The 26,612-nt window shown below is 38.7% G+C and carries 21 protein-coding genes and 1 tRNA gene; 12 read left to right on the top strand and 10 right to left on the bottom strand.

Annotation, left to right across the window (positions count from 1 at the left end; translation table 11 throughout):
- Positions 1-115 precede the first annotated feature (115 nt).
- Both ruvB and BMW53_RS03345 read right to left on the bottom strand, forming a co-directional pair.
- Complete coding sequence (gene ruvB, locus BMW53_RS03350; RefSeq protein ID WP_038557320.1) at positions 116-1,135, bottom strand: Holliday junction branch migration DNA helicase RuvB; 1,020 nt, start codon at positions 1,133-1,135, stop codon at positions 116-118.
- A 12-nt stretch (positions 1,136-1,147) separates the two neighbouring features.
- Complete coding sequence (locus BMW53_RS03345) at positions 1,148-1,522, bottom strand: response regulator (RefSeq protein WP_051567702.1); 375 nt, start codon at positions 1,520-1,522, stop codon at positions 1,148-1,150.
- A gap of 437 nt (positions 1,523-1,959) precedes the next feature.
- Here BMW53_RS03345 and BMW53_RS03340 point away from each other — a divergent pair, with 437 nt between their 5' ends.
- The 9 genes from BMW53_RS03340 to BMW53_RS03300 all read left to right on the top strand — a co-directional run bounded on the left by BMW53_RS03340 (position 1,960) and on the right by BMW53_RS03300 (position 14,330).
- Positions 1,960-5,247 (top strand): DUF4175 family protein, encoded by a 3,288-nt coding sequence (locus tag BMW53_RS03340; protein WP_038557316.1) that lies wholly within the window; start codon positions 1,960-1,962, stop codon positions 5,245-5,247.
- On the top strand, positions 5,237-5,647 hold the full coding sequence (locus BMW53_RS03335; RefSeq protein ID WP_038557313.1) for an ATP-binding protein: 411 nt from the start codon (positions 5,237-5,239) through the stop codon (positions 5,645-5,647). The genes BMW53_RS03340 and BMW53_RS03335 overlap by 11 nt, the downstream gene beginning before the upstream one ends.
- Positions 5,644-6,081 carry an rRNA maturation RNase YbeY gene (gene ybeY, locus BMW53_RS03330; RefSeq protein WP_038557309.1) on the top strand — a complete coding sequence of 146 codons (438 nt, stop codon included), beginning with the start codon at positions 5,644-5,646 and terminating at the stop codon, positions 6,079-6,081. Before BMW53_RS03335 ends, ybeY begins: the two co-directional genes overlap by 4 nt.
- On the top strand, positions 6,078-7,958 hold the full coding sequence (gene mnmG, locus BMW53_RS03325) for a tRNA uridine-5-carboxymethylaminomethyl(34) synthesis enzyme MnmG (protein ID WP_038557306.1): 1,881 nt from the start codon (positions 6,078-6,080) through the stop codon (positions 7,956-7,958). The genes ybeY and mnmG overlap by 4 nt, the downstream gene beginning before the upstream one ends.
- Positions 7,959-7,984: 26 nt before the next feature.
- Entirely contained in the window at positions 7,985-8,506 is a 522-nt protein-coding gene (locus tag BMW53_RS03320; protein WP_051568155.1) for an adenine phosphoribosyltransferase, read from the top strand.
- Positions 8,507-10,330 carry an excinuclease ABC subunit UvrC gene (gene uvrC, locus BMW53_RS03315; RefSeq protein WP_217642873.1) on the top strand — a complete coding sequence of 608 codons (1,824 nt, stop codon included), beginning with the start codon at positions 8,507-8,509 and terminating at the stop codon, positions 10,328-10,330.
- A gap of 83 nt (positions 10,331-10,413) precedes the next feature.
- Positions 10,414-11,463 (top strand): tRNA 2-thiouridine(34) synthase MnmA, encoded by a 1,050-nt coding sequence (gene mnmA / locus BMW53_RS03310; RefSeq protein ID WP_038557302.1) that lies wholly within the window; start codon positions 10,414-10,416, stop codon positions 11,461-11,463.
- A gap of 514 nt (positions 11,464-11,977) precedes the next feature.
- Positions 11,978-12,715 carry a hypothetical protein gene (locus BMW53_RS03305; RefSeq protein WP_038557299.1) on the top strand — a complete coding sequence of 246 codons (738 nt, stop codon included), beginning with the start codon at positions 11,978-11,980 and terminating at the stop codon, positions 12,713-12,715.
- Positions 12,716-12,881: 166 nt separating this feature from the next.
- Positions 12,882-14,330 (top strand): family 43 glycosylhydrolase, encoded by a 1,449-nt coding sequence (locus BMW53_RS03300; protein WP_038564236.1) that lies wholly within the window; start codon positions 12,882-12,884, stop codon positions 14,328-14,330.
- A 63-nt stretch (positions 14,331-14,393) separates the two neighbouring features.
- On the opposite strand, the gene rsgA is transcribed toward BMW53_RS03300, so the two are convergent.
- From rsgA to BMW53_RS03260, 8 genes are all read right to left on the bottom strand, one after another.
- Positions 14,394-15,344, bottom strand: a complete 951-nt coding sequence (rsgA, locus tag BMW53_RS03295) for a ribosome small subunit-dependent GTPase A (protein WP_038557296.1) — start codon at positions 15,342-15,344, stop codon at positions 14,394-14,396.
- 204 nt (positions 15,345-15,548) lie between these two features.
- Positions 15,549-16,577 carry an L-threonine 3-dehydrogenase, zinc-binding type gene (gene tdh / locus BMW53_RS03290; protein ID WP_038557293.1) on the bottom strand — a complete coding sequence of 343 codons (1,029 nt, stop codon included), beginning with the start codon at positions 16,575-16,577 and terminating at the stop codon, positions 15,549-15,551.
- A 92-nt stretch (positions 16,578-16,669) separates the two neighbouring features.
- Positions 16,670-17,902 (bottom strand): ABC transporter permease, encoded by a 1,233-nt coding sequence (locus tag BMW53_RS03285; RefSeq protein WP_038557291.1) that lies wholly within the window; start codon positions 17,900-17,902, stop codon positions 16,670-16,672.
- A 38-nt stretch (positions 17,903-17,940) separates the two neighbouring features.
- Positions 17,941-18,285: a 30S ribosome-binding factor RbfA gene (gene rbfA, locus BMW53_RS03280; protein WP_038557282.1), complete on the bottom strand. Its 345-nt coding sequence runs from the start codon at positions 18,283-18,285 to the stop codon at positions 17,941-17,943.
- Between the two features lie 95 nt (positions 18,286-18,380).
- On the bottom strand, positions 18,381-19,901 hold the full coding sequence (locus BMW53_RS03275) for an STN and carboxypeptidase regulatory-like domain-containing protein (RefSeq protein ID WP_038557274.1): 1,521 nt from the start codon (positions 19,899-19,901) through the stop codon (positions 18,381-18,383).
- Positions 19,901-21,469 (bottom strand): aspartyl protease family protein, encoded by a 1,569-nt coding sequence (locus tag BMW53_RS03270; protein ID WP_038557273.1) that lies wholly within the window; start codon positions 21,467-21,469, stop codon positions 19,901-19,903. Before BMW53_RS03270 ends, BMW53_RS03275 begins: the two co-directional genes overlap by 1 nt.
- A gap of 12 nt (positions 21,470-21,481) precedes the next feature.
- Entirely contained in the window at positions 21,482-22,525 is a 1,044-nt protein-coding gene (locus BMW53_RS03265; protein WP_168136401.1) for a FecR family protein, read from the bottom strand.
- A gap of 43 nt (positions 22,526-22,568) precedes the next feature.
- Positions 22,569-23,150: an RNA polymerase sigma-70 factor gene (locus BMW53_RS03260; protein ID WP_038557268.1), complete on the bottom strand. Its 582-nt coding sequence runs from the start codon at positions 23,148-23,150 to the stop codon at positions 22,569-22,571.
- A 271-nt stretch (positions 23,151-23,421) separates the two neighbouring features.
- On the opposite strand from BMW53_RS03260, the gene BMW53_RS03255 reads away from it, so the two are divergent.
- The 3 genes from BMW53_RS03255 to BMW53_RS03245 all read left to right on the top strand — a co-directional run bounded on the left by BMW53_RS03255 (position 23,422) and on the right by BMW53_RS03245 (position 26,584).
- Positions 23,422-24,801, top strand: a complete 1,380-nt coding sequence (locus BMW53_RS03255) for an MFS transporter (protein WP_038557266.1) — start codon at positions 23,422-23,424, stop codon at positions 24,799-24,801.
- Between the two features lie 220 nt (positions 24,802-25,021).
- Positions 25,022-25,105, top strand: a tRNA-Leu gene (locus BMW53_RS03250).
- 282 nt (positions 25,106-25,387) lie between these two features.
- The gene (locus tag BMW53_RS03245) at positions 25,388-26,584 is read left to right on the top strand and encodes a site-specific integrase (protein ID WP_038557263.1); all 1,197 of its coding nucleotides are present in this window, start codon (positions 25,388-25,390) and stop codon (positions 26,582-26,584) included.
- The last annotated feature ends 28 nt before the right edge of the window (positions 26,585-26,612 follow it).

Here is a 26,612-nt window from a genome sequence, read left to right as displayed (position 1 = left end):
AATTTCGAATGATGATTAACGAATGTAGATTTTAGAAGTATCCTTCAATTGAAACTGTCTACTTCTTTTCCGATCATAAATCTAAAATCGTTAATCGAAATTCGTCATTCCAGCCTTAAAAAAGGCTAGGGGAGTCGCCGTACCGAACGCGACCTAAATGTTTATAGGCCAAATCAGTAACTTCTCTTCCGCGAGGTGTTCGTTTTATAAAACCTTCTTTTATTAAAAACGGTTCGTACACCTCTTCAATGGTTCCGGCATCTTCGCCAACGGCTGTTGCAATGGTTGTAATTCCCACCGGTCCGCCTTTAAATTTATTGATGATAGCTTTTAAAATTCGGTTATCCATTTCGTCCAGGCCGTATTTATCGATGTTTAAAGCCGACAAAGCATGACGCGTAATATCCATATCAATGGTACCATTACCTTTTACCTGTGCAAAGTCGCGAACACGACGCAGCAATGAATTTACGATACGCGGAGTGCCACGGCTCCGGAAAGCTATCTCATGAGCCGCCTCGTCGCTTATCTCCACATTTAGTATACCTGCGGACCTTTTAACGATTTGCGTTAAAATATCGCCATCATAATACTCCAGGTGAGAATTGATACCAAAACGTGCGCGCAAAGGCGACGTTAATAATCCCGACCGGGTAGTGGCTCCAATCAGCGTAAACGAATTCAGCTCTATTTGTACCGAACGTGCACTCGGTCCTTTGTCGATCATTATATCGATACGGAAATCTTCCATGGCCGAATACAAATATTCTTCAACAACAGGGGAGAGGCGGTGAATTTCGTCGATGAACAACACATCGTTTTCTTCAAGGTTGGTCAATAAGCCCGCCAAATCGCCTGGTTTATCCAATACTGGTCCGGAAGTGATTTTTATCCCGACTCCCAGTTCGTTGGCAATAATATTCGACAAGGTTGTTTTACCCAGTCCCGGAGGTCCGTGCAGTAAAACATGATCCAGAGCTTCGCCACGTAAAAGCGCTGCCTTTACAAAAATTTCAAGGTTTTCAACAATTTGTTTTTGTCCGCTAAAATCATCAAATTGTAAAGGGCGTAACCGCTTATCCAGCTCTCTTTCGGTATCCGTATATGAATTTCCTCTAATATCTAATCCATCCATCAGCACTAACTCTTATTCGGGAATAAAGATGCGTATTTTTTCAATAAGCTGGGCAGCTGTAAAGGGTTTTGATAAATACTCGTTCATTCCTACGTTAAAACAGCGCTCACGATCATTGTCGAGCGTGTTAGCCGTTATAGCAATAATGGGAACAGGGTTTTCAATGGCGTTTGCGGTTTCGTAATCGCGAATAGCCGCGGTAATTTCGTAGCCGTCCATTTCGGGAAGCATAATATCCATTAACACCAGATCGTAGGCGTGCTGCTTTACCTGCTCAATTGCTTCGGGTCCGTTGGTAACTGCAGTAACGTTGTAGTTATATTTCTTCAAATTAAATATAACCACCTTTTGATTTAATAGGTTGTCTTCTACAAGTAGTATGTCCAATCTTCTTCTATTATTATTAATAATTAAACAAATTTAAAAATTAATACTAGTTATTATATCCTGTTGGTAATTGTTAATTACTATTTTTTACCAATTATGCAGAAACTGTAAACATGTTTGCCCTACTGTTTTCAACAACTATTTCACAGGTTAATTTGTTCTTTGGTAACTATATAACTTTTCTTTTTAACAACTGTTAATAGTAAAAGTGGAAAGAGAACTGACGTTTTTAACAGGTGTATTTGTTGTGAATAAACGGGCATCAAAATTCTGTAAGATTAACGACGGTTTTTGAAATGCGAAATTATATGATGAAAAAACTGAAGAATACAAAAATTAGTTTAAAAGATTACTTTTGTTTTTTTGACATGTTTATCCACAATTATTAACAATTGGTGAAAATAATAAACGTTTGAGAAATAAGAACTTTAAGCAGAATGACAGAAAATTTCAACATACTTGTTAATAAACTAAACGCATTCAGGTTTAAATATGGCTTGTATAGGTTGGTTAGAGGGACAGCTTTGGTTTTTGTTTTGTTAATTACCTTATACACAGTATTTTCAGTAGTTGAATACTATATTTACCTTTCATCGTTAACACGTAAGGTCATCTTTTACGGCTACCTTATTTTTGCTGGTTTGGTAAGTACGCAGTTTATTCTCATTCCACTATTCCGCTTACTACATATTTTAAAACCTATCGATCTGAAATCATCCACTCAACTGATTCAAAAACATTTTGGCGATATAAAAGATAAGTTACTGAATATCATTGAACTATCGAGTTTGCACGATAAAAAGTATTCCAACGATTTGTTAATTGCCAGTATCGATCAGAAAATTGATGAGTTAAAAGTGTTCGATTTTAACGAAGCCATTGAGTATAAGAATGTTAAAATTGTTTCTATTTATCTGATATTTAGTATTTTAATCGCCTCTGGAATATTCTTAGCCAATAAAAACATTTTTACAGATTCAACAAATCGTTTGGTACATTACAACCAGGAGTTTGTTAAACCGGCTCCTTTTTCTTTTCACTTAACAAACGGAAGTTTAAAAGTTAAAAAAGGAGACCCCTATACAGTGAAAGTTATTGCCGAAGGCGATGAAATTCCACAAGTAGTATATATAAATATAGAAGGTAATAATTACCTGATGAAAACAACAGAAACCGGAAAATATGAATTTGAAATGGCTTCAGTGATCAATCCGGTTTCATTTTATTTTACCGATTTAAATTATAAATCAGATATTTATATCTTGCAATTACTGCCTAAACCGGGTATTAATTCATTTACCGTTAATGTAAATCCGCCAGGCTATACATTAAGCGAATCGCAGCTGCTTGAGAACATCGGAGATGTGCAGGTTCCATGTGGAACAATTTTAAAATGGCAGTTCACAGGAATCGATGTTGACTCGCTGGCTTTGATGTTTAACGACTCCATTCGGGTTACTGCAACTGAAAACGAAGAACTATTTGAAGTAGAAAAAACGGTTTATAAATCAAGTAATTACAATGTTTATATACGTAATAAAGTTACTGACGAAGAATTGGCGCTATCGTACAATATTGATGTGATACCGGATATTTACCCGGATATTGAGGTAATGCGTATTGAAGATTCAACACGTTTAACACGTTTCTTTTTTAAAGGTGTAATTGGCGATGACTATGGTTTTTCAGGGCTAAATTTTCATTGCAATATGGCCAACGAAGATACCGCTATAGCTTTGCCATTTTCGGGGAATATTAGCGATCAGGAGTTTTATTTTAGTTACGATTTTAACGATGTCGGTTCGGAAGGAGCTATTTCGTACTACTTTTCGGTTTCGGATAACGATGTAATAAACGGTTATAAAACCACTACTTCTGATAGTTATACTTTTGTATTTCCTGATAAAGAAGAGCTGGAAGCCAACGAAAAAGAGCAGTTCGAAAACCTGGAAAAAATGATTGCCGAAAGCCAGCAGTTATCGAAAGAAATCCAGAAGAATTTGCAAAATCTGCAGATTAAAAATATGGATACCAACACTTCTGACTGGGAAAAATCGCAGATGGTTAACGACATTGTACAAAAGCAAAATCAACTGGAAAAACTATACGATAAAATAAAACAGGATAATAAAAAGCTAAATAATTACCTGAATTCGTTTAATGATAACTCAGAAGAGATAATTGAAAAACAAAAGCAAATAGAGGAATTGCTTAAAGAAGTTTTTACCGATGAGTTGCAAGAATTAATGGATGAATTCAATAAGCTGGCTGAAGAATTCGACAGTAAAAAGCTGAACGAACTTAGCCGGGATATGAACGTAACCATGGACGATTTGCAGAAACAACTGGATAGAAACCTGGAGATGCTGAAGAAGTTCAAGGTAGAGCAAAAACTGCAGGAGATTACCGATGAGATGAATGAATTGGCCAGGGAAGAGGAGAACATGGCCAGGGAGGTAAGCGAGGAGAAGAATTTTGAAGAAATAAGCGAAAAGGTAAACGAACATCAGGAAAAACTGAATGAGCTGGAAAAACGGTTAGGTGAAACGCTGGAAATGAATAAAGAATTGGAGAAACCAATTGGTTTTGATGATTTTGACGAGGAATTTAGGGAAATGCAAAACAGTTCGGAAGAAAGTAAACAAAACCTGGAGAAAAAGAACCGTAAAAAGTCGAGCCAAAGTATTCAGAAAACTTCGGAGCAAATGAAAAATGCCGCGTTTGCCATGCAGCAAATGCTCGACATGAACAGCATGCAGCAAAACCAGGAGAACATACAAAATCTACGGCAAATTTTAGATAATCTCGTGCTTTTGTCGTTTAATCAGGAAGATGTATTAAACGGCTTAAGTAGTATTAGTGCAAAAGATCCGCGGTTAACCGAACTGAATAAAGAACAAAAACGCATTGAAGACCAGAGTAAAATTGTAAGAGATTCGTTGTATGCTCTGGCGAAACGTACACCACAAATCTCAAGTATGATAAACAATGAGTTGGTGAACATGGAATTAAACCTGACAAAATCGGGCGAACAACTGGAGGAAGGTTTGTTTCCGCAAGCCAGAGGTAGTCAGCAATTTGTAATTACCGCCATAAATAATCTGGCGCTTTTATTAAACGAATCGTTAGAGCAGCTGGAAAAACAGATGGCAAATGCACAGCCGGGCGATCAACAATGCGAAAATCCCGGAGGTATGGGGAGCGGAATGCAGGACCTTAAAGAATCATCGGAAAGTATAAAACAACAGTTGCAGAAGATGATTGAGCAAATGAAAAACGGAAATTCGCAGGGATTAAGCAAACAAATGGGGCAGAGCCTGATGCAGCACGAGATGATGCAGCAAATGCTGCGCGACTTAATGAATAACGGCCAGGTTGGTAGCCAGGCACAGGAAACGTTAAAAAAAATCGATCAGATGCTTGAAGAAAACAGAAGGGAGTTGATGAATAAATCAATTAACGCCGAAACCATTGCCCGTCAGAACCTTATAACCACCCGCTTACTCGAAGCTGAAAGGGCCGAAACAGAACGCGAATTCGAAGATAAGCGTGAATCGGAAAGTGCTGACGATTTCTACAGTAACCCTGTTAAGTTTTTTGAGTATAAGGAAAAAGAGAATTTTACCATTGAGTATTTAAACCGAAATTCAAATACATTAAATAACTTTTACAACAAAAAATACAAAGATTATTTAAATAAAATACAAAACCAGAGTGAAAAATAAACCACCCAATATATTGGTAATAAGGTCGGTAAGTGAAGAAATAAAAAAGGTGGAAGAATTTGTAAGGGCACATTTTAATTTTCATAATATGCCTGAAAAATGCTTTAACTCCGTATTTTTATGTATTTCTGAAGCTACTACAAATTCTATAGTTCATGGTAATAAGGAAGACTATAGAAAAACTGTAGAACTTACCATTGATTGTAAAAGCCATCTTATTCATGTTCGGGTTACTGATGAAGGAGAGGGATTTGATGTGGAAAACATCCCGGATCCGACTCATAAGGATAATCTTTTAAACGAAACAGGGCGTGGAATACATATTATTAAAAGTATTGCCCAAAATGTTGTATTTAATAAAAAAGGAAACAGTCTAAGTTTCCATATTGTCTGTGAATGAAATCAATAGAATTTTATTTTGAAGATATCAAAGCGATATCGTTTCATGAAGATTTTCTAAAAAATCAGATTGAAAGTCTTGTCATCAATGAAAAGTATGAACTTGGAGAACTTACAATTGTATATTGCTCCGACGAGTTTTTGCTCGCTATGAATAAACAATATCTTAATCATGACTATTATACAGATATAATAACTTTTGATTACGTAGAGAAAAATGTAATTTCGGGCGATTTATTTATAAGTCTCGACAGAGTTAACGAAAATGCAGAAAATTACGGTATTTCGCAATTAAAAGAATTGTATCGTGTTGTTCTGCATGGAGTTCTGCATTTAGTAGGATATAAAGATAAAACCGATGAAGAGCAAGAGGAGATGACAAAAATGGAAGAGTTTTATCTTGCAAAAATAGATTTTAAAGCACTGAAGGTATGATGGAGAAATATGATGTAATTGTTGTTGGGGGAGGACATGCCGGATGCGAAGCAGCAACAGCAGCTGCAAACCTTGGATCGAAAACATTACTGATCACTATGGATATGACCAAATATGGTCAGATGTCGTGTAATCCGGCTATGGGCGGAATTGCAAAAGGTCAGATTGTACGCGAAATCGATGCATTGGGTGGTTATTCAGGTATTTTGGCCGATAAAACTACTATTCAGTTCCGTATGCTTAATAAGTCGAAAGGACCTGCAATGTGGAGTCCACGTGCACAAAACGACCGCTTTCGCTTTGTTGAAGAATGGAGGAACATTGTGGAAAACACTGATAATCTTGATTTATGGCAAGATGCTGTTATTCAACTAATAATTAAAGATAAACAGGTAAAAGGTGTAAAAACCAAAATAGGTATCGAGTTTGAATCGAATACGGTTGTTTTAACCAATGGCACTTTTTTAAACGGTTTAATGCATATAGGGCAGGAAAAGCTTGCCGGTGGACGTATTGGAGAAGCCGCATCATACAACATTTCAGAACAGTTACTGGAAGCTGGTTTTAAAACCGGCCGAATGAAAACCGGGACACCCGTACGTATAGATGGCAGAACCATTGATTTTTCGAAACTTACGGAACAAAAGGGCGATACCGGACACTATAAATTCTCCTATTTGCCTGGTACCGAAACAAAATTGAAACAGCGTTCGTGCTGGATCACACATACCAGTTCCGAAGTGCATAGCGAGCTACAGGAAGGATTTGAGGATTCACCAATGTTCGATGGAACTATCCAAAGTACCGGACCACGTTATTGTCCGAGTATCGAATCCAAACTGGTAACTTTTGCTGAAAAGGAAAAACATCAGTTGTTTTTAGAGCCAGAAGGAGAAAATACAATCGAGTATTATTTAAATGGTTTTTCTTCCTCACTTCCCTGGCAGGTTCAGTTAAAAGGTTTACATAAAATAGCCGGCTTGGAAAAGGCAAAGATATTCCGTCCTGGTTATGCAATTGAATACGATTATTTCGATCCTACTCAATTAAATCATACCCTGGAAACCAAAATTATCGACAATTTGTTTTTCGCAGGACAAATTAACGGAACAACCGGATATGAGGAAGCAGGGGCGCAAGGAATAATGGCCGGTATAAACGCGCATTTAAAATCGGCAGGAAATAACGATACTTTTGTTTTAAAAAGAAACGAAGCCTACATTGGAGTATTGATTGACGATCTTGTAACAAAAGGAGTAGATGAACCTTACCGAATGTTTACCAGTAGGGCAGAATTTAGAATTTTACTCCGTCAAGACAATGCTGACATCCGTTTAACCGAAAAATCGTATAAATTGGGTCTGGCTTCGCTAGAACGTCTTAATTTGTTGCAGGAAAAAACAGCCTTAATTCAGGAAATTATTGCTTACGCAAAAGATTTTTCGGTTAAGCCACGCTTTGTAAATCAATTACTTACAGAAAAAGGTACTTCTGAATTAAAGCAGGGAGTTAAATTATTCGACCTTATTTTACGCCCTCAGATTTCAATATTTGATTTGATTGAAGTAATCACCCCGTTTAAAACATTTCTGGAACGGGTTACGGAGGCCAGAAAAACAGAAATTATAGAAGGAGCCGAAATTGTGATTAAATACGAAGGATATATTAATCGCGAAAAGCAACTGGCAGAAAAGTTGGATAAATTTGAAAATATAAATATTGAAAATAAATTTAATTATAACGAGTTAAAATCAATTTCCACAGAAGCACGTCAAAAGCTAGATAAAATAAAACCAAAAACAATAGGACAGGCAAAACGAATATCAGGTGTGTCACCAGCTGATATAAACGTTTTATTGGTTCTTTTGGGGCGATAATGTTTCACGTGGAACAATTTTGTAAAATGGATTTAAAAAGAGAAATACGCGAAATTCCAGATTATCCGAAAGAGGGGATAAGTTTTAAAGATGTGACAACGCTTTTTAAAAATAAAGAAGCGGTAAGGTTTGTTACTAATACAATCGTAGAGAATTTTAAAGAGAAAGGGATTACAAAAGTTGTTGGTCTTGAAGCCCGTGGTTTTGTTTTTGGCGGAGCAATTGCAGATCGTCTCGATGCTGGTTTTGTTCCGATACGTAAAAAAGGAAAATTGCCAAGTACCGTTTTAAGTGAATCTTACGAGCTGGAATATGGTGTTGACAGTGTAGAAATGCACAGCGATGCGTTGGAGAAAAACGATGTGGTTTTGATTCACGATGATTTGCTGGCAACCGGGGGAACTGCTGTTGCGGCATTAAATCTGGCAAAAAGATGTGGTGTTGAAAATATTTACTTTAGCTTTATTTGCGATCTGGAATTTATTAATACACCTAATAAATCAATACTTAAAGAATACGAAACTCAGGTATTGGTAAAATATCAGTAATTGAAATATAAGACCGAAAATAAGAATATTGATCACTTAAAAACGCTTATATCGGTGTTGCCGAATAAGCCCGGTATTTATCAGTATTTAGATCAAACGAATACTATAATCTACATCGGAAAAGCGAAAAACCTGCGAAAGCGGGTTTCTTCGTATTTTACAAAGAATCACGATCACCGGAAAACAGCTTTATTGGTGCGCAATATCGCCGATATAAAGCACATGGTGGTGGAAAGCGAGCAGGATGCTTTGCTGTTGGAAAACAACCTGATTAAAAAATATCAGCCACGTTACAATATCCGCTTAAAAGACGATAAAAGTTATCCGTGGATTTGTATCAAAAACGAAGCTTTTCCACGCGTTTTTAAAACCAGAAATCTGGTTCGCGATGGTTCAAAATATTTTGGTCCATACACCTCAATTTATACCGTTAGAACACTGCTGGAATTATTTAAGTCGGAATATAAATTACGCACCTGTAATTACAATTTATCACCCGAAAATATTGCGTCAGGAAAGTATAAAGTGTGTTTGGAATATCATATTGGTAATTGTAAAGGACCATGTGAAGGGTATGTTTCAGTAGATGAATATGACCAGGGAATTGCTGATATTGCTGATATTTTAAAGGGAAATATTTCGGGTGTTATTAAGCATCTGGAAGGAATGATGGCCGATATGGCGGAAAATTTAAATTTCGAGGAAGCTGCCGCAATCAAAGAAAAGTACGATTCGCTGAAGCGCTATCAGAGCCGATCAACGGTTGTTTCTCCTGTTATTACAGATGTTGATGTTTATTCTATTGAGGAGGATGAAAACTTCGCCTTTATCAATTACCTGAAGATTATAAAAGGTGCCATTATACAAACCTTTACTTTGGAGATAAAAAAGGGTTTGGATGAGAATACGGAAGAGCTTCTTTTGGCTGGAATTATTGAAATAAGGCAGAAAATATTTAGTAACGCACGCGAAATTTTGGTGCCTTTTAAACTGGAAAATGTGATTGAAAACGTCACTTTCAGGGTGCCGCAAAGAGGGGAGAAGAAGCAATTATTAGACCTTTCGAAGCGTAATGCAAAGTATTTTCGTCTGGAAAAGGACAAACAAGCTGTGCTTAAAAATCCTCAAGTCAGAACTGATCGTATATTAAATACCATAAAAAAGGATTTACAATTAAAGGAATTACCCGAGCGAATTGAATGTTTTGATAACAGCAACCTGCAAGGAACAAACCCTGTTGCAGCGTGCGTGGTGTTTAAAAATGCTAAACCTGCAAAAAAGGAATACCGGCATTTTAACATCAAAACTGTTGAAGGGCCAAACGATTTTGCCTCGATGGAGGAGGTGGTTTACCGGCGTTACAGGCGTTTGAAAGAAGAAAACAAACCATTGCCCAATCTTATTGTTGTTGATGGCGGAAAGGGCCAGTTATCGGCTACAATGAAAGCTATGGATAAGCTGGAACTACGTGGTAAAATAACGGTTATTGGTATTGCAAAACGACTGGAGGAAATCTATTTTCCGGGCGACTCAGTTCCGCTGTACATCAATAAAAACTCCGAAACCTTAAAAGTAATTCAGCATTTAAGAGATGAAGCGCACCGTTTTGGAATTACTTTTCACCGCGATAAACGCTCCAAATCATTTATAAAATCCGAATTAGGTAATATAAATGGAATAGGGGAGAAGACTACAGAAAAATTATTGAAGGATTTCAAATCAGTAAAGCAGATAAAACTACAAAAGCTCGACGCTTTGGAAGCTTCAATTGGGAAGGCCAAAGCACGGGTTGTGTACGATTATTTTCAGAAAGAAAAGGAATAATACAACGAATTCAATCACTTAATCAAACCAATACTTATTAGTGAGTTTATTGAATACCATTAAAGATTTACAATTCAATTGAAATGAATAAACGTGTTTTGCTGGGGATGAGTGGGGGAATTGATAGTTCTGTTTCAGCGATGCTTTTGCAGGAACAGGGCTATACGGTAATTGGAGTTACCTTTCTTTTTAGTGGTACCGATGATCAAAATCATCACTTTTTAAAAGAGGCAAGGGATTTAGCTGATCGCCTGAACATTCAACACATTACTGTTGATCTGCGCAGTGAGTTTGAAGAATACGTAATTCAATATTTTATCGACGAATATATAAACGGACGCACACCTTTTCCGTGTGCGTATTGTAATCCTAACCTGAAATTTAAATACCTGGATAAATACGCGAATGCCATGAATTGCGATTCAATCGCTACCGGCCATTATGTGAAAACCGGAATTTATAATGGTCAGAAATATCTTTTTCAGGGTGAAGATCCGGAAAAGGATCAGTCGTTTTTTCTATGGGGATTACCTCTCGAAATAATCGATAAACTGATTTTCCCCTTAGGTAAATTTAAAAAAACGGAGATCCGGAATATTGCCAGGGAAAAAGGTTTTTTATCCTTGTCGGAAAAAAAAGACAGCCAGGGAATATGTTTTATTGAGGGAAATGACTACCGGCAATTTTTAAAAAAGAGAGGCATAAAATCGCAACCCGGAAATTTTGTTGATCAAACCGGGAACATTTTGGGCAAGCATAAGGGAATTTTCAATTACACCATCGGACAACGTCGCGGATTGGGCCTAAATCTGAATTTTCCGCTATTTGTGGCCGAATTTCGTCTAGATGACAACGAAATTGTGTTGGCAAAATACGATGATTTATATCGCTCCAAACTCCTTCTTGAAAATTACTATATACATGATAGAGAGATAGTTGGCTCTAGTGAAGAATTGATAGTAAAGGTACGTTACAGGCTTCAGGAAACCCGCTGTAATTTGCATATTTTAAACGACACTGTGGCTGAGGTCGAATTATTAGAACCTGAGGCTATGATTGCACCCGGACAAACCGCAGTTTTTTATCATAACGACAGATTGGTGGGTGGTGGATTTATAAAGGCAGCAGAATAGATATTATCTATTAGAAATTCCGATCAGGTACAGATTCTTTAAAGAATCAGATTTTGTTTACAACTGCAATAACCACCCTCAAGATTCAGAAAAAGTTTTCTTCGATATGATTTGTTAAGACACAATTGGGTTTAGAGCAATTCCTAAATTTTATGTTAATACGATTAAACTTCTGTTTTTATAAATAGTAAATTCGATTTAATATCTATTAATCAAAAGCGAGAGAATGATTATTCTCCGTTTTCGGTGGAGGATTATTTAAATGGTTCGATTGGCAATAGTCAGTTATTCAGTTTGCAGTGTCAAAGCGTCTTTTTGTTCCCGGAAATGACGAAATATGTGTAAAAATAGAAATCAAATATTCAAAAACTAAAATCCCAAAACTGACATCGTCTTAATTTTGAAAAAAAAGTACTCTGTTTCCATACTTGAAAATATGGAGTAATGGAATAATGACCATTCGCGAAATTGATTAATAAAAAAAATAAATCTTAAACTAAGTAAAAATGTAATTATGAACTTTAAACAAAAAACATTTCTATTGGCGCTCAGCCTTTTTATTTTGGTTGGTTCCGAATTAAAAGCCCAGCCAGGAAGTATTGGACGTCAAATGGACGATCCGGCTTTAACCGATACTACAGGAAGAAGTATTGATGCTTATTTTTCTCCGGTATCGCTTGAAAAAAGTATCCCGGATGCTGATGGATTCATTCAACGTTGGTTACTGTTAGAGCCAATTAGCAAGCCAAATCGTAGCAATACGGTTTTTACCGACAGTTACCTTCGTGCAGCTTTCGATACGCTTTATTTTCCCAATCAGTTTACAATTCTTCCTGAGGATGGAGACATTGTAAAAGTTGGCGATACAGAACTGGCCTGGCATGCTTTGGACAGTAAACTTTTTAACGTTAAATTATTCCGTTTTGCTTATGGATTAAGCAAACCCATTTACGGAGTGGTATTTTGGGCTGTAACCGTTGTTAACGCGCCTGAGGACATGGAAAATGTGCGCATGGCAGTGGGCTCAAACTCAGCATCGATGTGGTGGTTAAACGGCGAAGAAACATTACTGCTTTCGGGCGACCGACGTATGGTGATGGACGATGCTGTATCGCCGCGACTAACACTTAAAAAGGGGAAAAATATTGTTCGCGGCGTTGTAATCAACGGTCCGGGAATGAGCGATTTTTGTGTTCGTTTCCTCGATGAAAAGGGCGAACCAATCAAAAACATCACAATTACCTGTGAATAAAACTGTTTAGTCAAACAAGTTAAATCTTAATTGAATCGAAATTATTATGAAACGAACATGAATTTTCCTCATTCTAAATTCACAAACAAGAATGATTAAAATTTATGTGAGTTCCTGAATGTATTCAAATTTTTTGAACATTCAGAAATCAAAAAAATTTAAACAGATGAAACAAATCAAAATATTGGGCTCAATAGCTCTTTTATCGCTGTTATTCTGCGAAATAGTAATGGCACAAGTAGGGAAACCATATATACACGATCCTTCAACAATAATGGAATGCGACGGAAAGTATTATACTTTTGGAACAGGTAGAGGCGGTTTAATATCCGAAGATGGCTGGGTATGGAACGGTGGGGGAGTTCGCCCCGGTGGCGGTGCTGCTCCTGATGCCATGAAAATCGGCGATCGTTACTTGGTAGTTTATGGTGCAACCGGTGGTGGCCTGGGAGGTGGACACAACGGACGAATTCTGACCATGTGGAACAAAACACTCGATCCAAATTCTCCTGATTTTGAATATTCAGAGCCTATTGAAGTGGTTCGCTCGGAAGGAATGGAAGATAATGATGCCATTGATCCGGGCTTGTTGCTCGATCCAACCACAGGGCGCTTATGGTGCTCGTACGGAACTTATTTTGGCTTTATTCGCCTAATCGAGCTTGATCCCGAAACCGGGAAGCGCGTTGAAGGCAATGAAGCAATAGATATTGCCATCGACTGTGAGGCCACCACAATGATGTACCGAAACGGGTGGTATTACCTGCTGGGTACTCACGGAACCTGCTGCGATGGTGCCAATTCTACCTACAATATCGTAGTTGGCCGTTCGAAAAAAGTTACCGGCCCTTATGTTGATAATATGGGACGGGAAATGCTTAAAGGTGGTGGTAAAATGGTTATTGCTGCAGGCGGAAGAGTTACCGGTCCGGGGCATTTCGGATTAATAAATATTGATGAAGGCGTGCAAAAAATGTCGTGCCATTTTGAAGCTGATTTAGATCGGAGTGGCCGCAGTGTACTGGGTATTCGCCCGTTACTTTGGAAAAACGACTGGCCGGTTGCCGGCGATCCGTTCAAAGAAGGAACTTACGAAATTGAATCGGAAAGAAGAGGTTATGCTTTGGAGTTGGTGGTTGATTTTGTACGTATGCCACGTGGAACACACCGGTTTTGGGAAGATGCAGATAAACCGGTTGAACCCATTCCATCGCAAACTTTAGAAGATGTGATTGACACCTGGCCAGCAGGAGATATTGGCGTAAGAATTGGTGATTACATGTTCCGTCCGCACCAGCGATGGACCATTACAGCCGTACCAGAAGCCGGCGGATACCTGGGCGGGCCATACTATAAAATAGTTATTGAAGGTACAGAACGCGCCCTGGCAGCTACAGCAGAAGCAGAAGTAATTGCCGTTCCGGAATTTACGGGTGCCGACGAGCAATTGTGGAGAATTGAGCAATTAATTGACGGAACCTACAGAATAATGCCTAAGGTGGTTCCAAATTCAACTAAGAAGTTGGCGTTGGTTTCTTCAGGAGACAGTACACCTACACTTGCTGAATTTGATTTTAACAGCGACAATTCTAAATGGAATTTTAGAGATCACTAAAAGAAGAATAAAAATATTTTGCTGAAGGCGCTCGTTGATTCAACCTGCGCCTTTCTTTTTGGCTTAAAATGCCGGTCGGTGTTTATCATCCGGTTCCAGTAAGCCTAAATAACTTCTGAATCGGGAAGGGGCGATCTGATAGTTTTCCACGGCCTCTTTAACGGCACAACCGGGTTCGTGCGTGTGCGAGCAATTGTTGTACTGGCAGTGCTCCGAAAATTTAAATATCTCAACAAAATAATGTGAAATCTCCCAGGGTTCCATTTCCAGAACACCAAAAGCTTTAATTCCCGGCGTATCGATAATGTACCCGCCAAAATTCAGCTTAAACAGTTGCGAATAGGTTGTGGTGTGTTTTCCGGTTTTGTGCGAATCGGAAATTTCCATGGTTCTCAGATTCAAACCCGGCTGAATAAGGTTGATGAGTGTTGATTTACCAACGCCACTATGGCCGTTTATTACGTTGGTTTTATCTTTTAAAGCTTCCTTAAGTTCATCGATACCGGTTCCTTCTTTAGCCGACGTTTTAAGGCATTTATAGCCGATATTTCGATAGATCTGCATCAACAGGTCCATCTCTTCTGTTTCGTCTTCGTTATAGCGGTCAGCTTTGTTAAACACAATCATTACCGGAATGCGATAGGCCTCTGCTGATGCCAGGTAACGATCGATGAAAGTGGTAGTGGTAACCGGGTATTGCATGGTTACTACCAGAACAGCCTGGTCGATATTGGCAGCAATAATATGTGCCTGTTTCGAAAGATTAATAGAACGCCGGATAATGTAATTTTTGCGTTCGTTGATTTTGGTAATCAAACCAACCTGCGCCACATTTTCGTCGGCAGAAACGTTTTGGAGCGTGAATCCCACACGATCGCCAACGGCAACGGGGTTTGTGTTCCGAATTCCTTTAATGCGAAATTTGCCCTTTATTTTGCATTCGTAGGTATTTCCGTTTTCATCCTCAACGGTGTACCAGCTACCGGTCGATTTTATTACTAATCCTTCTTTCAAATTGTTTAATTTTCTGCAAAGGTAGTTTTTCTGCTGTTTATCAGGAAATTTCCCGAAACACCTGATGATTTTTCACGTGGAACAAATTAGAATATCGAATGATGATTAACGATTTTTGATTTAAGAATTGAAATACGTGCAGAGTTTATGTACTGACTCTTTACTTCCGAAATCATCATTCGTTAATCATCATTCATCATTCTTTTATTCCCAATCCAAAATGATCTTTCCGCAGTCGCCTGATTCCATAATTTCAAAGGCTTCCTGGTAATCGTCGGCTTTAAAACGGTGGGTAATAACGGGCGAAATATCGAGGCCGGTGGTCAGCATCATTTCCATGTGGTACCAGGTTTCGTACATTTCGCGGCCATAAATTCCTTTTAATGTTAATCCTTTAAAAATGAGCTTACTCCAGTTGATTTGAGTGCGTTCGGGCAGCAAACCAAGCAAACTTATCTTTCCGCCGTTGTACATGTGGTTTACCATGTCGGTAAAGGCAATTGGCGAACCCGAACATTCCAAACCAATATCAAAACCACTTACCATGTGATGTACTTCCATGGCTTCTTTAATGCTTTCTTTGGTAGGATCGATAACACGCGTAACTCCCATTTTTCGGGCCAGATCGCGGCGGTATTTACTTAAATCGGTACCAATAATGTTGCGTGCACCGGCAAATTTGCAAATGGCAGCAGCCATGGCTCCAATTGGCCCGCCAATTCCGGTAATTAATACATCTTCGCCCAACAGAGGAAACGAAAGTGCCGTGTGTGTGGCATTGCCCAGCGGATCCATAATGGCCATCATTTCATCCGAAATTCGTTGATCGATGTGCAGAACGTTCTTCGCCGGAACAGAAATATATTCGGCAAAACCACCATCGCGGTTTACACCAATACCAATGGTATTGTCGCAAATATGTTGGCGGCCGCGTCGGCAATTCCGGCAAAAACCACACGAAATATGGCCTTCAACGGTAACGCGCTCACCCACTTTTACGCGGTCAACTTCCGAGCCTACTTCAACAACAGTTCCCATGTATTCGTGGCCAATAGTTACCGGCGTTTTAATGGTTTGTTGCGCCCATTCGTCCCATTTATAAATGTGCAAATCGGTGCCGCAAATGGCTGATTTTCGTACTTTCAGAAGAATATCGTTGGGTCCGACAGTTGGCATCGGAACATCTTCCATCCAAATGCCTTTTTCAGGTTTACTTTTTACAATCGCTTTCATTTTACATATAACTTGTTAGCTGTTATCAGGTGCAAGTTAAAACAAAAATACGCGCGAAAATCTAAGGAAAGTCAGTTTTGAAAAATCGTGAGTTAGCTGATATTTGAAGGTGCTAATTGTTTGTTCGACATGAATTTAACCGGGTACCATGAGGCAATAAATCCGATGATTAATACGGCAGCGAATGCCAAAATGATGTCGGTAAAAATGATATGGACCGGGTAAGCCGAAATAACAAAGGAACCACCGGCACCGGGTAATTTTACCAACTCGAACGTAATTTGAAGCCAGCATACAAATACGCCCAGAATGGTACCTAAAACACCTCCAGCCAATGAAATTAGCCAGCCTTCGTAGAGAAAAATCCGGTTGATTTGTTGTGCCGGAAGTCCCATGCTACCCAAAATAGCAATATCCTCTTTTTTATCGATATAAAGCATTGTTAGGTTGCCGATCATATTTCCGGAAGCCAGCAGCAAAATAAAGACGAGGATGAAATATACGGCCCATTTTTCTGATTTCATGGTTTTAAAAACCAGGTCGTGCTGCTGCTCTTTGTTTTTCACGTGGAACCCGGCTCCCACAATTTCTTCCAGTTTATCCTGAATGGCATCAACATCAGCCCCATCGGTAATGGCCAGTTCAATCGCAGAAATGTCGTTTCCACTGTCAAAAAGCTCTGTGGCAAACGCTTTCGATACCAGCATGTATTTGGCATCCACATCTTCGAGCACAGCAAACACTGCCGACGGAAACAGATAACTGTGGTTAAAAGCTCGCGATGGATTCAACGATACCTGTTTTCCTTTTTTGGGCACATAAATATGCAGCGGATCGAGAAAAGATACGCCAACGCCAAGATTATTGGCAATTCCGCGCCCTACCACAGCGTAATCAATGCCGTCTTTTTTCAGGTAATATTCGCCTTCAATCAGCAGTTTATCGATGTTGGTATAATCCGGATAATTATCGGGAACGCCTTTAATGGTAGCTGCAAACTGGCGTTTTCCGTAGCGTAGCAAGGCCACTTCTTCAACCACTTCGGCATACGAAACCACATCGGGCAAGGTTTTAATTTGTTCAATATCAATCGTATTGGGATCAAACATTTTCCCTTCAACCGACGATATTTTAATGTCGGGATCGAAGTCGCTGTAAAACACACCAATCAAATCGGTAAAACCGTTTAACACCGAAACGATGATGATGATGGCCATGGTACCCACCACAATTCCGGCCATCGAAATCCATGATATTATGTTAATAATATTTTGTTTCTTTTTCGAGAACAGGTATCGTTTTGCTATGAAAAATGGTAAGTTCAAACGCCGGTGTTTTGTTTGAAAACGAAAAGTTTCAGAAACTATTTTTTCAGCAGGTTATCAATATTGTCGATATAATCGAGGCTGTCGTCAATGTAAAATTCCAGGTCAGGAATAACACGCAGGCTTTTTCCGGTTTTCCGGCCCAGTTCGCCACGCAATTGTTTGCCCGAAAGTTTGATTTCTTCCAAAATATCGTTGGCAAATTCCGACGGGAAAATGCTGAGGTGAATGCGCGCAATGGAAAGATCTTTTGTAATGCGTACTCCGGTTACGCTAAGCAATTTACCCGGGAAACGTTCTTTATTTACTTTTAAAAGAATATCGGCCATTTCGCGTTGAATGAGCCTCGAGATTTTATTCTGTCTTGTACTGTATTGTTTCATTGTTTCTGATTATAAGCCACAAAATTACGCAAAAACCTTGGAATAGTAAGATAATACCATTATTAACGCTCATTCGTCATTAAAATTGGTCTAAATCAGTTCAACAGCGATTGTTTGAAAGCATTTCGCAGGCTTTCGTTGGGTTTTATAATGTTGTAGTTTTCCCAGAAATCTTCGTCGTAAGCACCTAAAACTTCCACAAAAATATCGTTGCGGTTAAAACGTTCGTCTTTGTTGAAACGCTTTAAACCGGTGGGTTGAATATTGGTGATTAGCAGGTCGGAAACGCTGTGAAACTCGGAGTTTATGCGGTCTCGTTTGCTTCGTACTTTAAATTTAACCGATGCTTTTGCCGATGCCAGGTGCCATTTTCCCTGGTATTGGCGGTAATTTACCTGGTAATGCACATAGGTTGGTCGCGCTTTAACTTTGCGTGGTTTCTTTTTAATCATGATTTCTTCGGCCTGTTTTAATCCTGCTTTATTTAAATGGTAACTGGCATGCACCAGGGCAAATGTTTCACGGTGAACATACATTTCTCCTTCAAAAGGCGGGTAAAATTCGCCGGGTTCAGCACGAAAATTTACCACATAAACCGGTTGGTTTTCATACCATACCACATCGCTGATCTGGTATTCATACACATGCTCATACTCGGGATCAATAAAGGTTTCAACGGTTTTTACCGCATCCAGTTCGGTAATAGTAAAAGGACCGCCCATTAATTTAAAATTCAGCCACTTAAATGGTTGTACATCGCGGCTTTTTCGACCCTTTAATAAGCGCACCAAATCGCCTCGGGAGGTGCCAATATAAGGTGCTTTTAACACTTCTATTACCGCCTCCGAAAGACTTATATAATTTTTATCCTGTTTAACAGTTTCACGGTAAAAAGCTGTCATTAGTTTGCTTGATGGCGTATAATTCTTTTCGTAATTGGCCCGCATATTCTTTAACAATTTTTCGGGTGTGATTGCAGTAACTTTTATCTCCTTAATCTGTATTGAAGCCGGTTCCAGAATAAAAAGATCTTCGTCGAGTAATTGATTGGCCGGCAATAACTTTTGCTCGTATCCCATGCACGAAATTACAATGGTATCAGCGATATACGATGGATGAACTTTCAACAGAAATTCGCCATCGGAATTGCTGATGGTACCAATTGGTTTATCTAAAATGGAAACCGATGCAAAAGGAACGGGTCGCCCTTTGCGGATTTCGATTAATTTACCCGACAGGAAAAAATACTTAACAGGAACCGAATCCGGTGCTGCCGAAAACTCATTATATTCCGATTTTCGGGTAATAATTACCTGGTTTTGCAACTCGCTAAAACGATATTGAGAGGTATCGAGCAAAGTATTCAGAACGGTGTACAGCGACTTATCCTGGGCCGAAATATTTACTTTTTGGGCGGCATTAAAAATAGTGGCATCGTACGAAAAAAATACGTTAGCCTGCCAACTGATCTGTTCAAAAACAAAATCGAGCGGCTGATTGGTTTGATTGATACTTATGCGGCGCTCGAAAATAGAGCCATCCTGTTGCTGGCCTTTTGTAGTAAAAGATAGCAACAGGATGGTAATAAATATGATCAGTTGTTTTACTTGTTTCATTAAAACATCTTTTTCAGCTCAAAAGAAGTTTTAAACTCTTCGCCGTTGCGTAATACGGTGAGTTTAATTTTTTTGTCTTCGCGGCTTTGAAGCAGCAGGTTAATATCGTTTAACTCCAGCGACTGATGATTACTGCTGTTAATACGAATAATCTGGTCGTTTTCCTGTAACCCGGCAATGTGTGCCGGCGAATTTTCGCGTATATCGGCAATGGTGAAAATGGGCAGGCCGGGCATCGGATTGGTAACTTCCATTCCACTCATATTGTAATTAAAGTCTTCTTTAATTTTATGATTCGGTCGTAGTGTTAGACGGCTATTCCGGTAATCGATTGTAACATAAAAACGCCTAAGAATTTCTGCACCAATGGTTCCGTTTCTGCCGTTCACCGAAATCAGGCTATCGATATTTTTTGAGTTAGGAAAGGCTACAATTGGTTTTGTAAGCAGTAGCGTTCCAACCCAAATGGCATCAATACGTCCTTTTGTTCCGTACAGATCGCCATTTAAACCACGGCCCAAAAATGCTTCAATGTGATTTTGCGGCAGATTGATACGTTCGTCTGAACTTTCTGATAACCAAAGCGCATCGCTGGCACCGGTGTCAACCAATAGTTTTACCGGAACTTCTTTTATTTCGTCGGTAACAATTGTAGTGCGCACAAAGGGTTTGTTTCCATCAAAATGCAAAGGCATAATAATGTCTTTGTTGCGGTCGCGGTACTTGTAATATTCCGGTTTGTACAAGGTCAGTTTTTCATTCAGGTAATCAACTTTTACAATGTAATCTTTAAACAGGTTAAAGCCGATTAATCCGTGAACCGGAATACCCAGCATGTGCGAAATCTGGAAGTTTTCGTCGATGATCATTTGTACTTCCTGGTTACGCGCTGTTAACCCGTTGATGTGCATTACGTTATTCCCCGAGCGATAAGCTGTTAATGATTCTCCCTCGCCAAGTCCTTTTACCTTAACCGGCATCATGTAGTTCAAATTCAGCTTATTAATAAAAGGAAGCTCGGTGATAATCGGGAAACGAACACCGGTGTCGAGAATAAAATTCAACGTATCCGAATCGTTAATATTTACCGGAATGATAATTAAGTTACTGGCCGATTTAAATTTTATGGTGATTTGTTTATCACGCGGATTATCGAACAGGAATCCACGGTTAGTACTGGCAAATTGTTGCGTGGTATTTTCGTATTCCATACTTTCATCGATGGGAACGTAATCGCGCACCACCAGCAGGTTATCTTCAATTTCAAATAGCAGGTAAAAATCTTTCATCAGCTTATCGAGCACATATTTTAAAGGCTTGTTCGATACGTTTAAACTGATTTTCTTATCTGCAACCATATCGGCGTTGTACGAGTAATCGATGTCCAGGTATTTACAGATCTTTTCAATTACATCTGAAAGTGGCTCGTCTTCAGCATAAATACTGATGTTTTGATCGAGCGCCTGGCTTTTTGTATCCTGGGCAAAACTGGTGTTAGGTACCACTAACAAAGCCAGTAAGGCCATTAGGACAATAATTTTTATTTTATTCCATTTTATTGGTTTCATGACTTTAAAGCTTTACTGATTGTTTGTACGGCTCATTAAAGTGTAATGTTTGCCTTCAACCGATAAATCCAGATCAAATGTGAGCCGAATTACATTTAACACGAAATCAACCGGTTTCTGATCGAAATGACCTTCGTATAAGAGGTCGTTTAGCTCCGGTTCCATCACGTCGATATCAATGTGGTAAGCTTTTTCAAGACATTCAACCACTTCGTGTAACGGAACAGTGTTGAAAATGAGGTCGTGTGTTTTCCAGGCCAGGAAATTCGGATCGCTGTTTACTGTTTTCATCAAATCGAGATTCGACAAATGCAGCGTTCCTTTTTCGCCGGGAGACAAAAATACCTCGCGGCTTTCCAGTTCAGGATTATCGTTTTTACTGATTACCTGAACTTTGCCTGTTTCAACAATAACCTCAACGGTTTCTGCGTCGGGGTATGCACTTACGTTAAAAGAGGTACCTAAAACTTTAACCTGTGCATTGCCGGCATTAATTACAAACGGTTTTTCGGGATTACGCTGAACATCGAAAAATGCTTCGCCAATGATGGTAACTTCGCGGGTGTTGCCTTTAAACTTTTTCGGAAACAGCAGTTTCGAATCGTTGTTTAAGGTAACCACCGAACCATCGGGTAAAACATATTCGTTCAGCACCTGATCTTTGGCCGAGATCGTTTCGCTGTAATAGGCCTTGTCCGGGTTGCGGAAACCAAGGTAATATGCAACTGAACCCAATAAAAGTGCGATAACAACTATTGCAGCATATTTGTAAAATTGTGCAATAACCTCCTTTCTTGTTTTTTGTAGCTGAATAGATCGAACTTTAGCAGGGTGTAATTGTGTATGTACAGATTTCCAGGCCGTTTCGTTATCGAATTTTTTTGCCTGGTAATAGGAATCTACTTTGGTGAGCATGTTTTTATACTGCTCAAACTCCGCCCGGTTTTTATCAGATTGATTAATCCAGGTCTCCACCTCGTCATTTTCCTGTAAACTGGTTTCTTTATTCAAATATTTGGTAACCAGTTCCCAATCAAATTTTTCTATGTTCTCCATTTTTCCCATCTCGTTTAAATGACAATACACAATTAATTTACCCTTAAGCCTTTTTCGCTCTGCTAACAAAAAAGTAGAATATGAAGGTGTTATATTTTTTCAATTTATCTCGTAATGACTTGATTGCCAAACTCATTTGTGCTTCAACTGTTTTAATTGAAATATTTAATTTTTCGGCAATTTCGCGGTATTTTAGTCCCTCTTCGCGGCTTAACCGGAATATTTCGCGGCGTTTTTTGGGCAGTTCCTCAATGCTTTTGGCAATGTCGGCTGCCAGATCAACTTCAATATAATCGTTATTGAAATTACTCGTTTCCGATTCGGCAATCACCTTTTGCGCATGCTGTAATTTTATATTGTTATGTTTAATGTAATTCAGGCAAAGGTTTTTTACCGATCGGAAGAGGTAGTTTTTTAGCGACGATTCTACAGAAAGATCGGCCCTGCGCTCCCAAAATTTCACAAAAAATTCCTGAACGATTTCTTCGGCAGCCACATCGTCGGCAATTATTTTAGTGGCAAAATTGCACAGGTATCCGTAATACAGTTTAAATAGCTTTTCAAAAGCTTTTTCATCGCCCTGCTGAATATTTATGAAAAGATTATTTTCTTCGAATGAGTTCATGTACAAATAGTTCTAACGGTAGTTGCGAAGGTATGAAAAAGAAATTCTTTGTAAAAGATTGAAATTATGTTTAAAAAATTTATGTGATACGAATTGTATTCAAAATGCAGCAAATGCAAATTTTGTATTTACAATCGTTAATGCCGATGCTACAATAAAGTAGCCGTATAAACAAAGTGAAAGATGGCGACATTTAGTTGTAAGATCGGTGTCATTTTGTGCTTTCGATTAAGTGGCTATTTTTGCTGACCTTAATTATCATTAAACAAGCATGGAAAAGAAAGTAAAAGTGAAGTTCCCGAAGGCTTTTTGGGTGGCTAATGCAGTGGAGTTATTAGAGCGGGCTGCGTATTATGGGGTGTTTATTGTTATCACACTTTATTTGTCGCGAATTTTAGGATTTAACGATTTTCAGGCTGCAATGCTGGCCGGTTCGTTTTCGGCAGGCCTTTATTTCTTACCCACATTTGCCGGTGCAGTTGCCGATAAAATTGGCTTTAAAAAATCGTTGCTGATTGCTTTTACATTACTTTCTGTCGGCTATTTTTCGATGGGAGTATTACCAACAATGCTCGAATCGTCGGGACTGGTAGAATATACCAAAACCACCCAGTTTAACGGACTTCGCGAAAGCAATTTGAAATGGATTATCGTACCGATTATGATTGTGATTATGATTGGCGGATCGTTCATAAAATCGTGTATTACCGGAACCGTAGCTCGCGAAACCACTAAGGAAACCCGCGCGCAAGGCTACTCCATTTTTTATATGATGGTAAACATCGGTGCTTTCTCAGGGAAAACCATTGTAAAGCCATTGCGCGACGCCATGGGTAACGAAGGATTGGTTACGCTTAACTACTTCGCAGGAGGAATTACCCTTTTGGCTGTAATTTTGGTGGCCTTGTTTTATAAGGCAAACCGTTTACACGAAGAATCAAAAAGCTTTACGCAGATATTCGATGCATTGATTAAAGTGCTCTCCAATGCGCGTTTAATAATACTTATCATCATTATTACCGGGTTTTGGATGGTACAACACCAGTTGTATGCTACCATGCCAAAATACGTATTGCGGCTTGCAGGCGAGGGGAGTGCTATTTCGTGGTTTGCCAACGTAAACCCGCTGGTAGTTTTTCTTACCGTTGGTTTTGTAACGCAGTTGATGCGCAATAAAACATCGCTGTTTTCAATGACCGTGGGAATGTTTATCATGCCTGTTTCGGCGCTTTGTATGGCCTCGGGGCATTTAATGGGCAGCGATCCTATTTTAGGCCTTCATCCCGTTGCTTTTATGATGATTGTGGGTATCGTTTTCCAGGGACTGGCTGAAACCTTTATTTCGCCGCGCTACCTGGAGTATTTTTCGTTGCAGGCACCAAAAGGCGAAGAGGGCCTGTATCTTGGGTTTAGCCATCTGCACTCGTTCCTGTCTTCTATCCTTGGTTTTGGCCTTTCGGGTTGGTTGCTTACCAAATATTGCCCCGATCCTTTACTGTTTAACACGCACGCTGAGTGGGAAGCTGCATCGGTTAATGCACATTATATCTGGTTTTACTTTGTGGGAATTGCTTCTGTATCAGCAATATCATTGATTGTTTATGGAAAAGTGGTAAAATACATCGACCGTAAAAAAGAAATTTTGAACTAATATTTTGCTGATCCCGAGCGAAGTCGAGGGATCTCTTAGATTGTAACCTGAATAACTGTTTAGAATTTCTGCTTTTTACGGCCAAAAATAAATGAGAATACACCGGTTATCAGCGCTTTTACAGAGCGATAGAATAAAATATAAATAGTTTTTAATTTTTATTTTGCTGATTCGGGTTAAATAATTAGTTTTGCAAACCAATTTTCCACAAAGGAAGTTTGCCCGGGTGGCGGAATTGGTAGACGCGCTGGATTCAAAATCCAGTTCTGGCAACGGAGTGCGGGTTCGATTCCCGCCCCGGGTACTAGGTGAAATACCAAAAAACATTAAAAGCGCTTAAAATCAATGATTTAAGCGCTTTTTTATTTAGCATAAATATCAAAAAAAGTGCTTTAAAAGCATCTAAAATGCGACAAAATCGAGACCTATGGTTAAATAGATCCGATAGGTCTCGCTAAACGCTGTAACTCGCTGATTCATTTCATTTTAATTAGTTTAATTTGGTTCGTTTTACTGTTTTAAAAGTGGCATTTATAATGTATTTTTAGACAGTGAGCGAGACCTAAATTGTTAAAATTTATGGATTATGAGGATTACAATTGCATTTTTACTTAAAAAATCAAAGAAGCGTGAAGACAGAACTTACCCCGTTTATGTCAGGTTTACGCTCAATGGAAAACGTGCTGAATTATCGACAAAGATATTTGTTGATCAGAATTCCTGGGATATATCAAAAGAAAGAATGACTGGCTCATCAAGTTTAGCGAAGACAACTAATAATCGACTTGATAAAGTAGCTTCTAATATTCTTGATATTTATAATCAGTTTGAAGCTCAAAACAAAAAGTTTGATGTAGTTGATATTAAAAACAAACTTTGCGGCATAGAAGAAGAGCATGGAATAGTTGAAATGTTTGGTGTTTATATGAACACGATTGAATCAAATATTGGCAAAGGGTTCTCCGCTACAACGCTCAAACATTATAAAACCTCAAAAAACCGGCTTCTAAATTTTTTATCTGACGTTTATGGGAAGAAGGAGTGGAAACTTGGCAACATAGGTTATAAGTTTATTAATGATTTTGATGTGTACCTAAAATCCAAATACAACAACAGTGTAAATACGGCCTGGTGTTACCATAAACACATGAAAAAGGTATTGAATATTGCAGTTGCAATGGATTATCTTTCAACGAATCCGTATCTAAAGTTTCAGGTAAAAACAGAACAACCTAAACGTGAATTTTTAACTCAAAAGGAATTAAAAAAAATAAGGAAAAAGAAGATAGAAATAGAACGGCTTGCTATTGTGAGAGACATCTTTCTTTTTGCCTGTTATACCGGACTGTCTTATGCTGATATTTCAAAGCTGGCCAAACATCACATCAGAACTGGGAATGATGGTAAAAAATGGATTATTATTGATCGAACAAAAAATGGATCAAGATGTAGAGTCCCTTTATTGCCATTCGCTAAAAACATATTAAAACGTTATAAAAACTATCCCATAAATGTTTCAAAAGGATTATTGCTTCCTGTGAATTCAAACCAAAAAATGAATGCATATTTAAAAGAAATCTCAGATATTTGCGGAATCACAAAAAATTTGTCAATGCATGTGGCTCGGCATACATTTGCTACTACAATAACATTAAACAATGGTGTGCCTATTGAAACTGTTTCTAAGATACTTGGACATAATTCCCTGAAAACGACGCAAATTTATGCTCGGATTTTAGATTATAAAATTTCAGAAGATATGAAGAAGGTGAAAATAATTTAGTGGAAACGGGAAAATAAAGAGTGCATTT

The sequence above is a fragment of the Draconibacterium orientale genome, assembly GCF_900111425.1.
GTDB classification, from domain to species: Bacteria; Bacteroidota; Bacteroidia; order Bacteroidales; family Prolixibacteraceae; genus Draconibacterium; species Draconibacterium orientale.
The sequence above is the reverse complement of the archived record's forward strand: the minus strand, read 5'-3'. Positions and strand labels throughout refer to the sequence as shown.

What these genes read in the sequence shown, in the direction of transcription:
- mnmG (WP_038557306.1), top strand. Translation starts at nt 6,078, where the DNA reads ATGATGGAGAAATATGATGTAATTGTTGTTGGGGGAGGACATGCCGGA.
- BMW53_RS03275 (WP_038557274.1), bottom strand. Translation starts at nt 19,901, where the DNA reads ATGAAACAAGTAAAACAACTGATCATATTTATTACCATCCTGTTGCTA.
- BMW53_RS03260 (WP_038557268.1), bottom strand. Translation starts at nt 23,150, where the DNA reads ATGAACTCATTCGAAGAAAATAATCTTTTCATAAATATTCAGCAGGGC.
- BMW53_RS03265 (WP_168136401.1), bottom strand. Translation starts at nt 22,525, where the DNA reads ATGGAGAACATAGAAAAATTTGATTGGGAACTGGTTACCAAATATTTG.
- mnmA (WP_038557302.1), top strand. Translation starts at nt 10,414, where the DNA reads ATGAATAAACGTGTTTTGCTGGGGATGAGTGGGGGAATTGATAGTTCT.
- BMW53_RS03255 (WP_038557266.1), top strand. Translation starts at nt 23,422, where the DNA reads ATGGAAAAGAAAGTAAAAGTGAAGTTCCCGAAGGCTTTTTGGGTGGCT.
- BMW53_RS03300 (WP_038564236.1), top strand. Translation starts at nt 12,882, where the DNA reads ATGAAACAAATCAAAATATTGGGCTCAATAGCTCTTTTATCGCTGTTA.
- tdh (WP_038557293.1), bottom strand. Translation starts at nt 16,577, where the DNA reads ATGAAAGCGATTGTAAAAAGTAAACCTGAAAAAGGCATTTGGATGGAA.
- BMW53_RS03270 (WP_038557273.1), bottom strand. Translation starts at nt 21,469, where the DNA reads ATGAAACCAATAAAATGGAATAAAATAAAAATTATTGTCCTAATGGCC.
- ybeY (WP_038557309.1), top strand. Translation starts at nt 5,644, where the DNA reads ATGAAATCAATAGAATTTTATTTTGAAGATATCAAAGCGATATCGTTT.
- BMW53_RS03340 (WP_038557316.1), top strand. Translation starts at nt 1,960, where the DNA reads ATGACAGAAAATTTCAACATACTTGTTAATAAACTAAACGCATTCAGG.
- BMW53_RS03245 (WP_038557263.1), top strand. Translation starts at nt 25,388, where the DNA reads ATGAGGATTACAATTGCATTTTTACTTAAAAAATCAAAGAAGCGTGAA.
- ruvB (WP_038557320.1), bottom strand. Translation starts at nt 1,135, where the DNA reads ATGGATGGATTAGATATTAGAGGAAATTCATATACGGATACCGAAAGA.
- BMW53_RS03320 (WP_051568155.1), top strand. Translation starts at nt 7,985, where the DNA reads ATGGATTTAAAAAGAGAAATACGCGAAATTCCAGATTATCCGAAAGAG.
- BMW53_RS03305 (WP_038557299.1), top strand. Translation starts at nt 11,978, where the DNA reads ATGAACTTTAAACAAAAAACATTTCTATTGGCGCTCAGCCTTTTTATT.
- rbfA (WP_038557282.1), bottom strand. Translation starts at nt 18,285, where the DNA reads ATGAAACAATACAGTACAAGACAGAATAAAATCTCGAGGCTCATTCAA.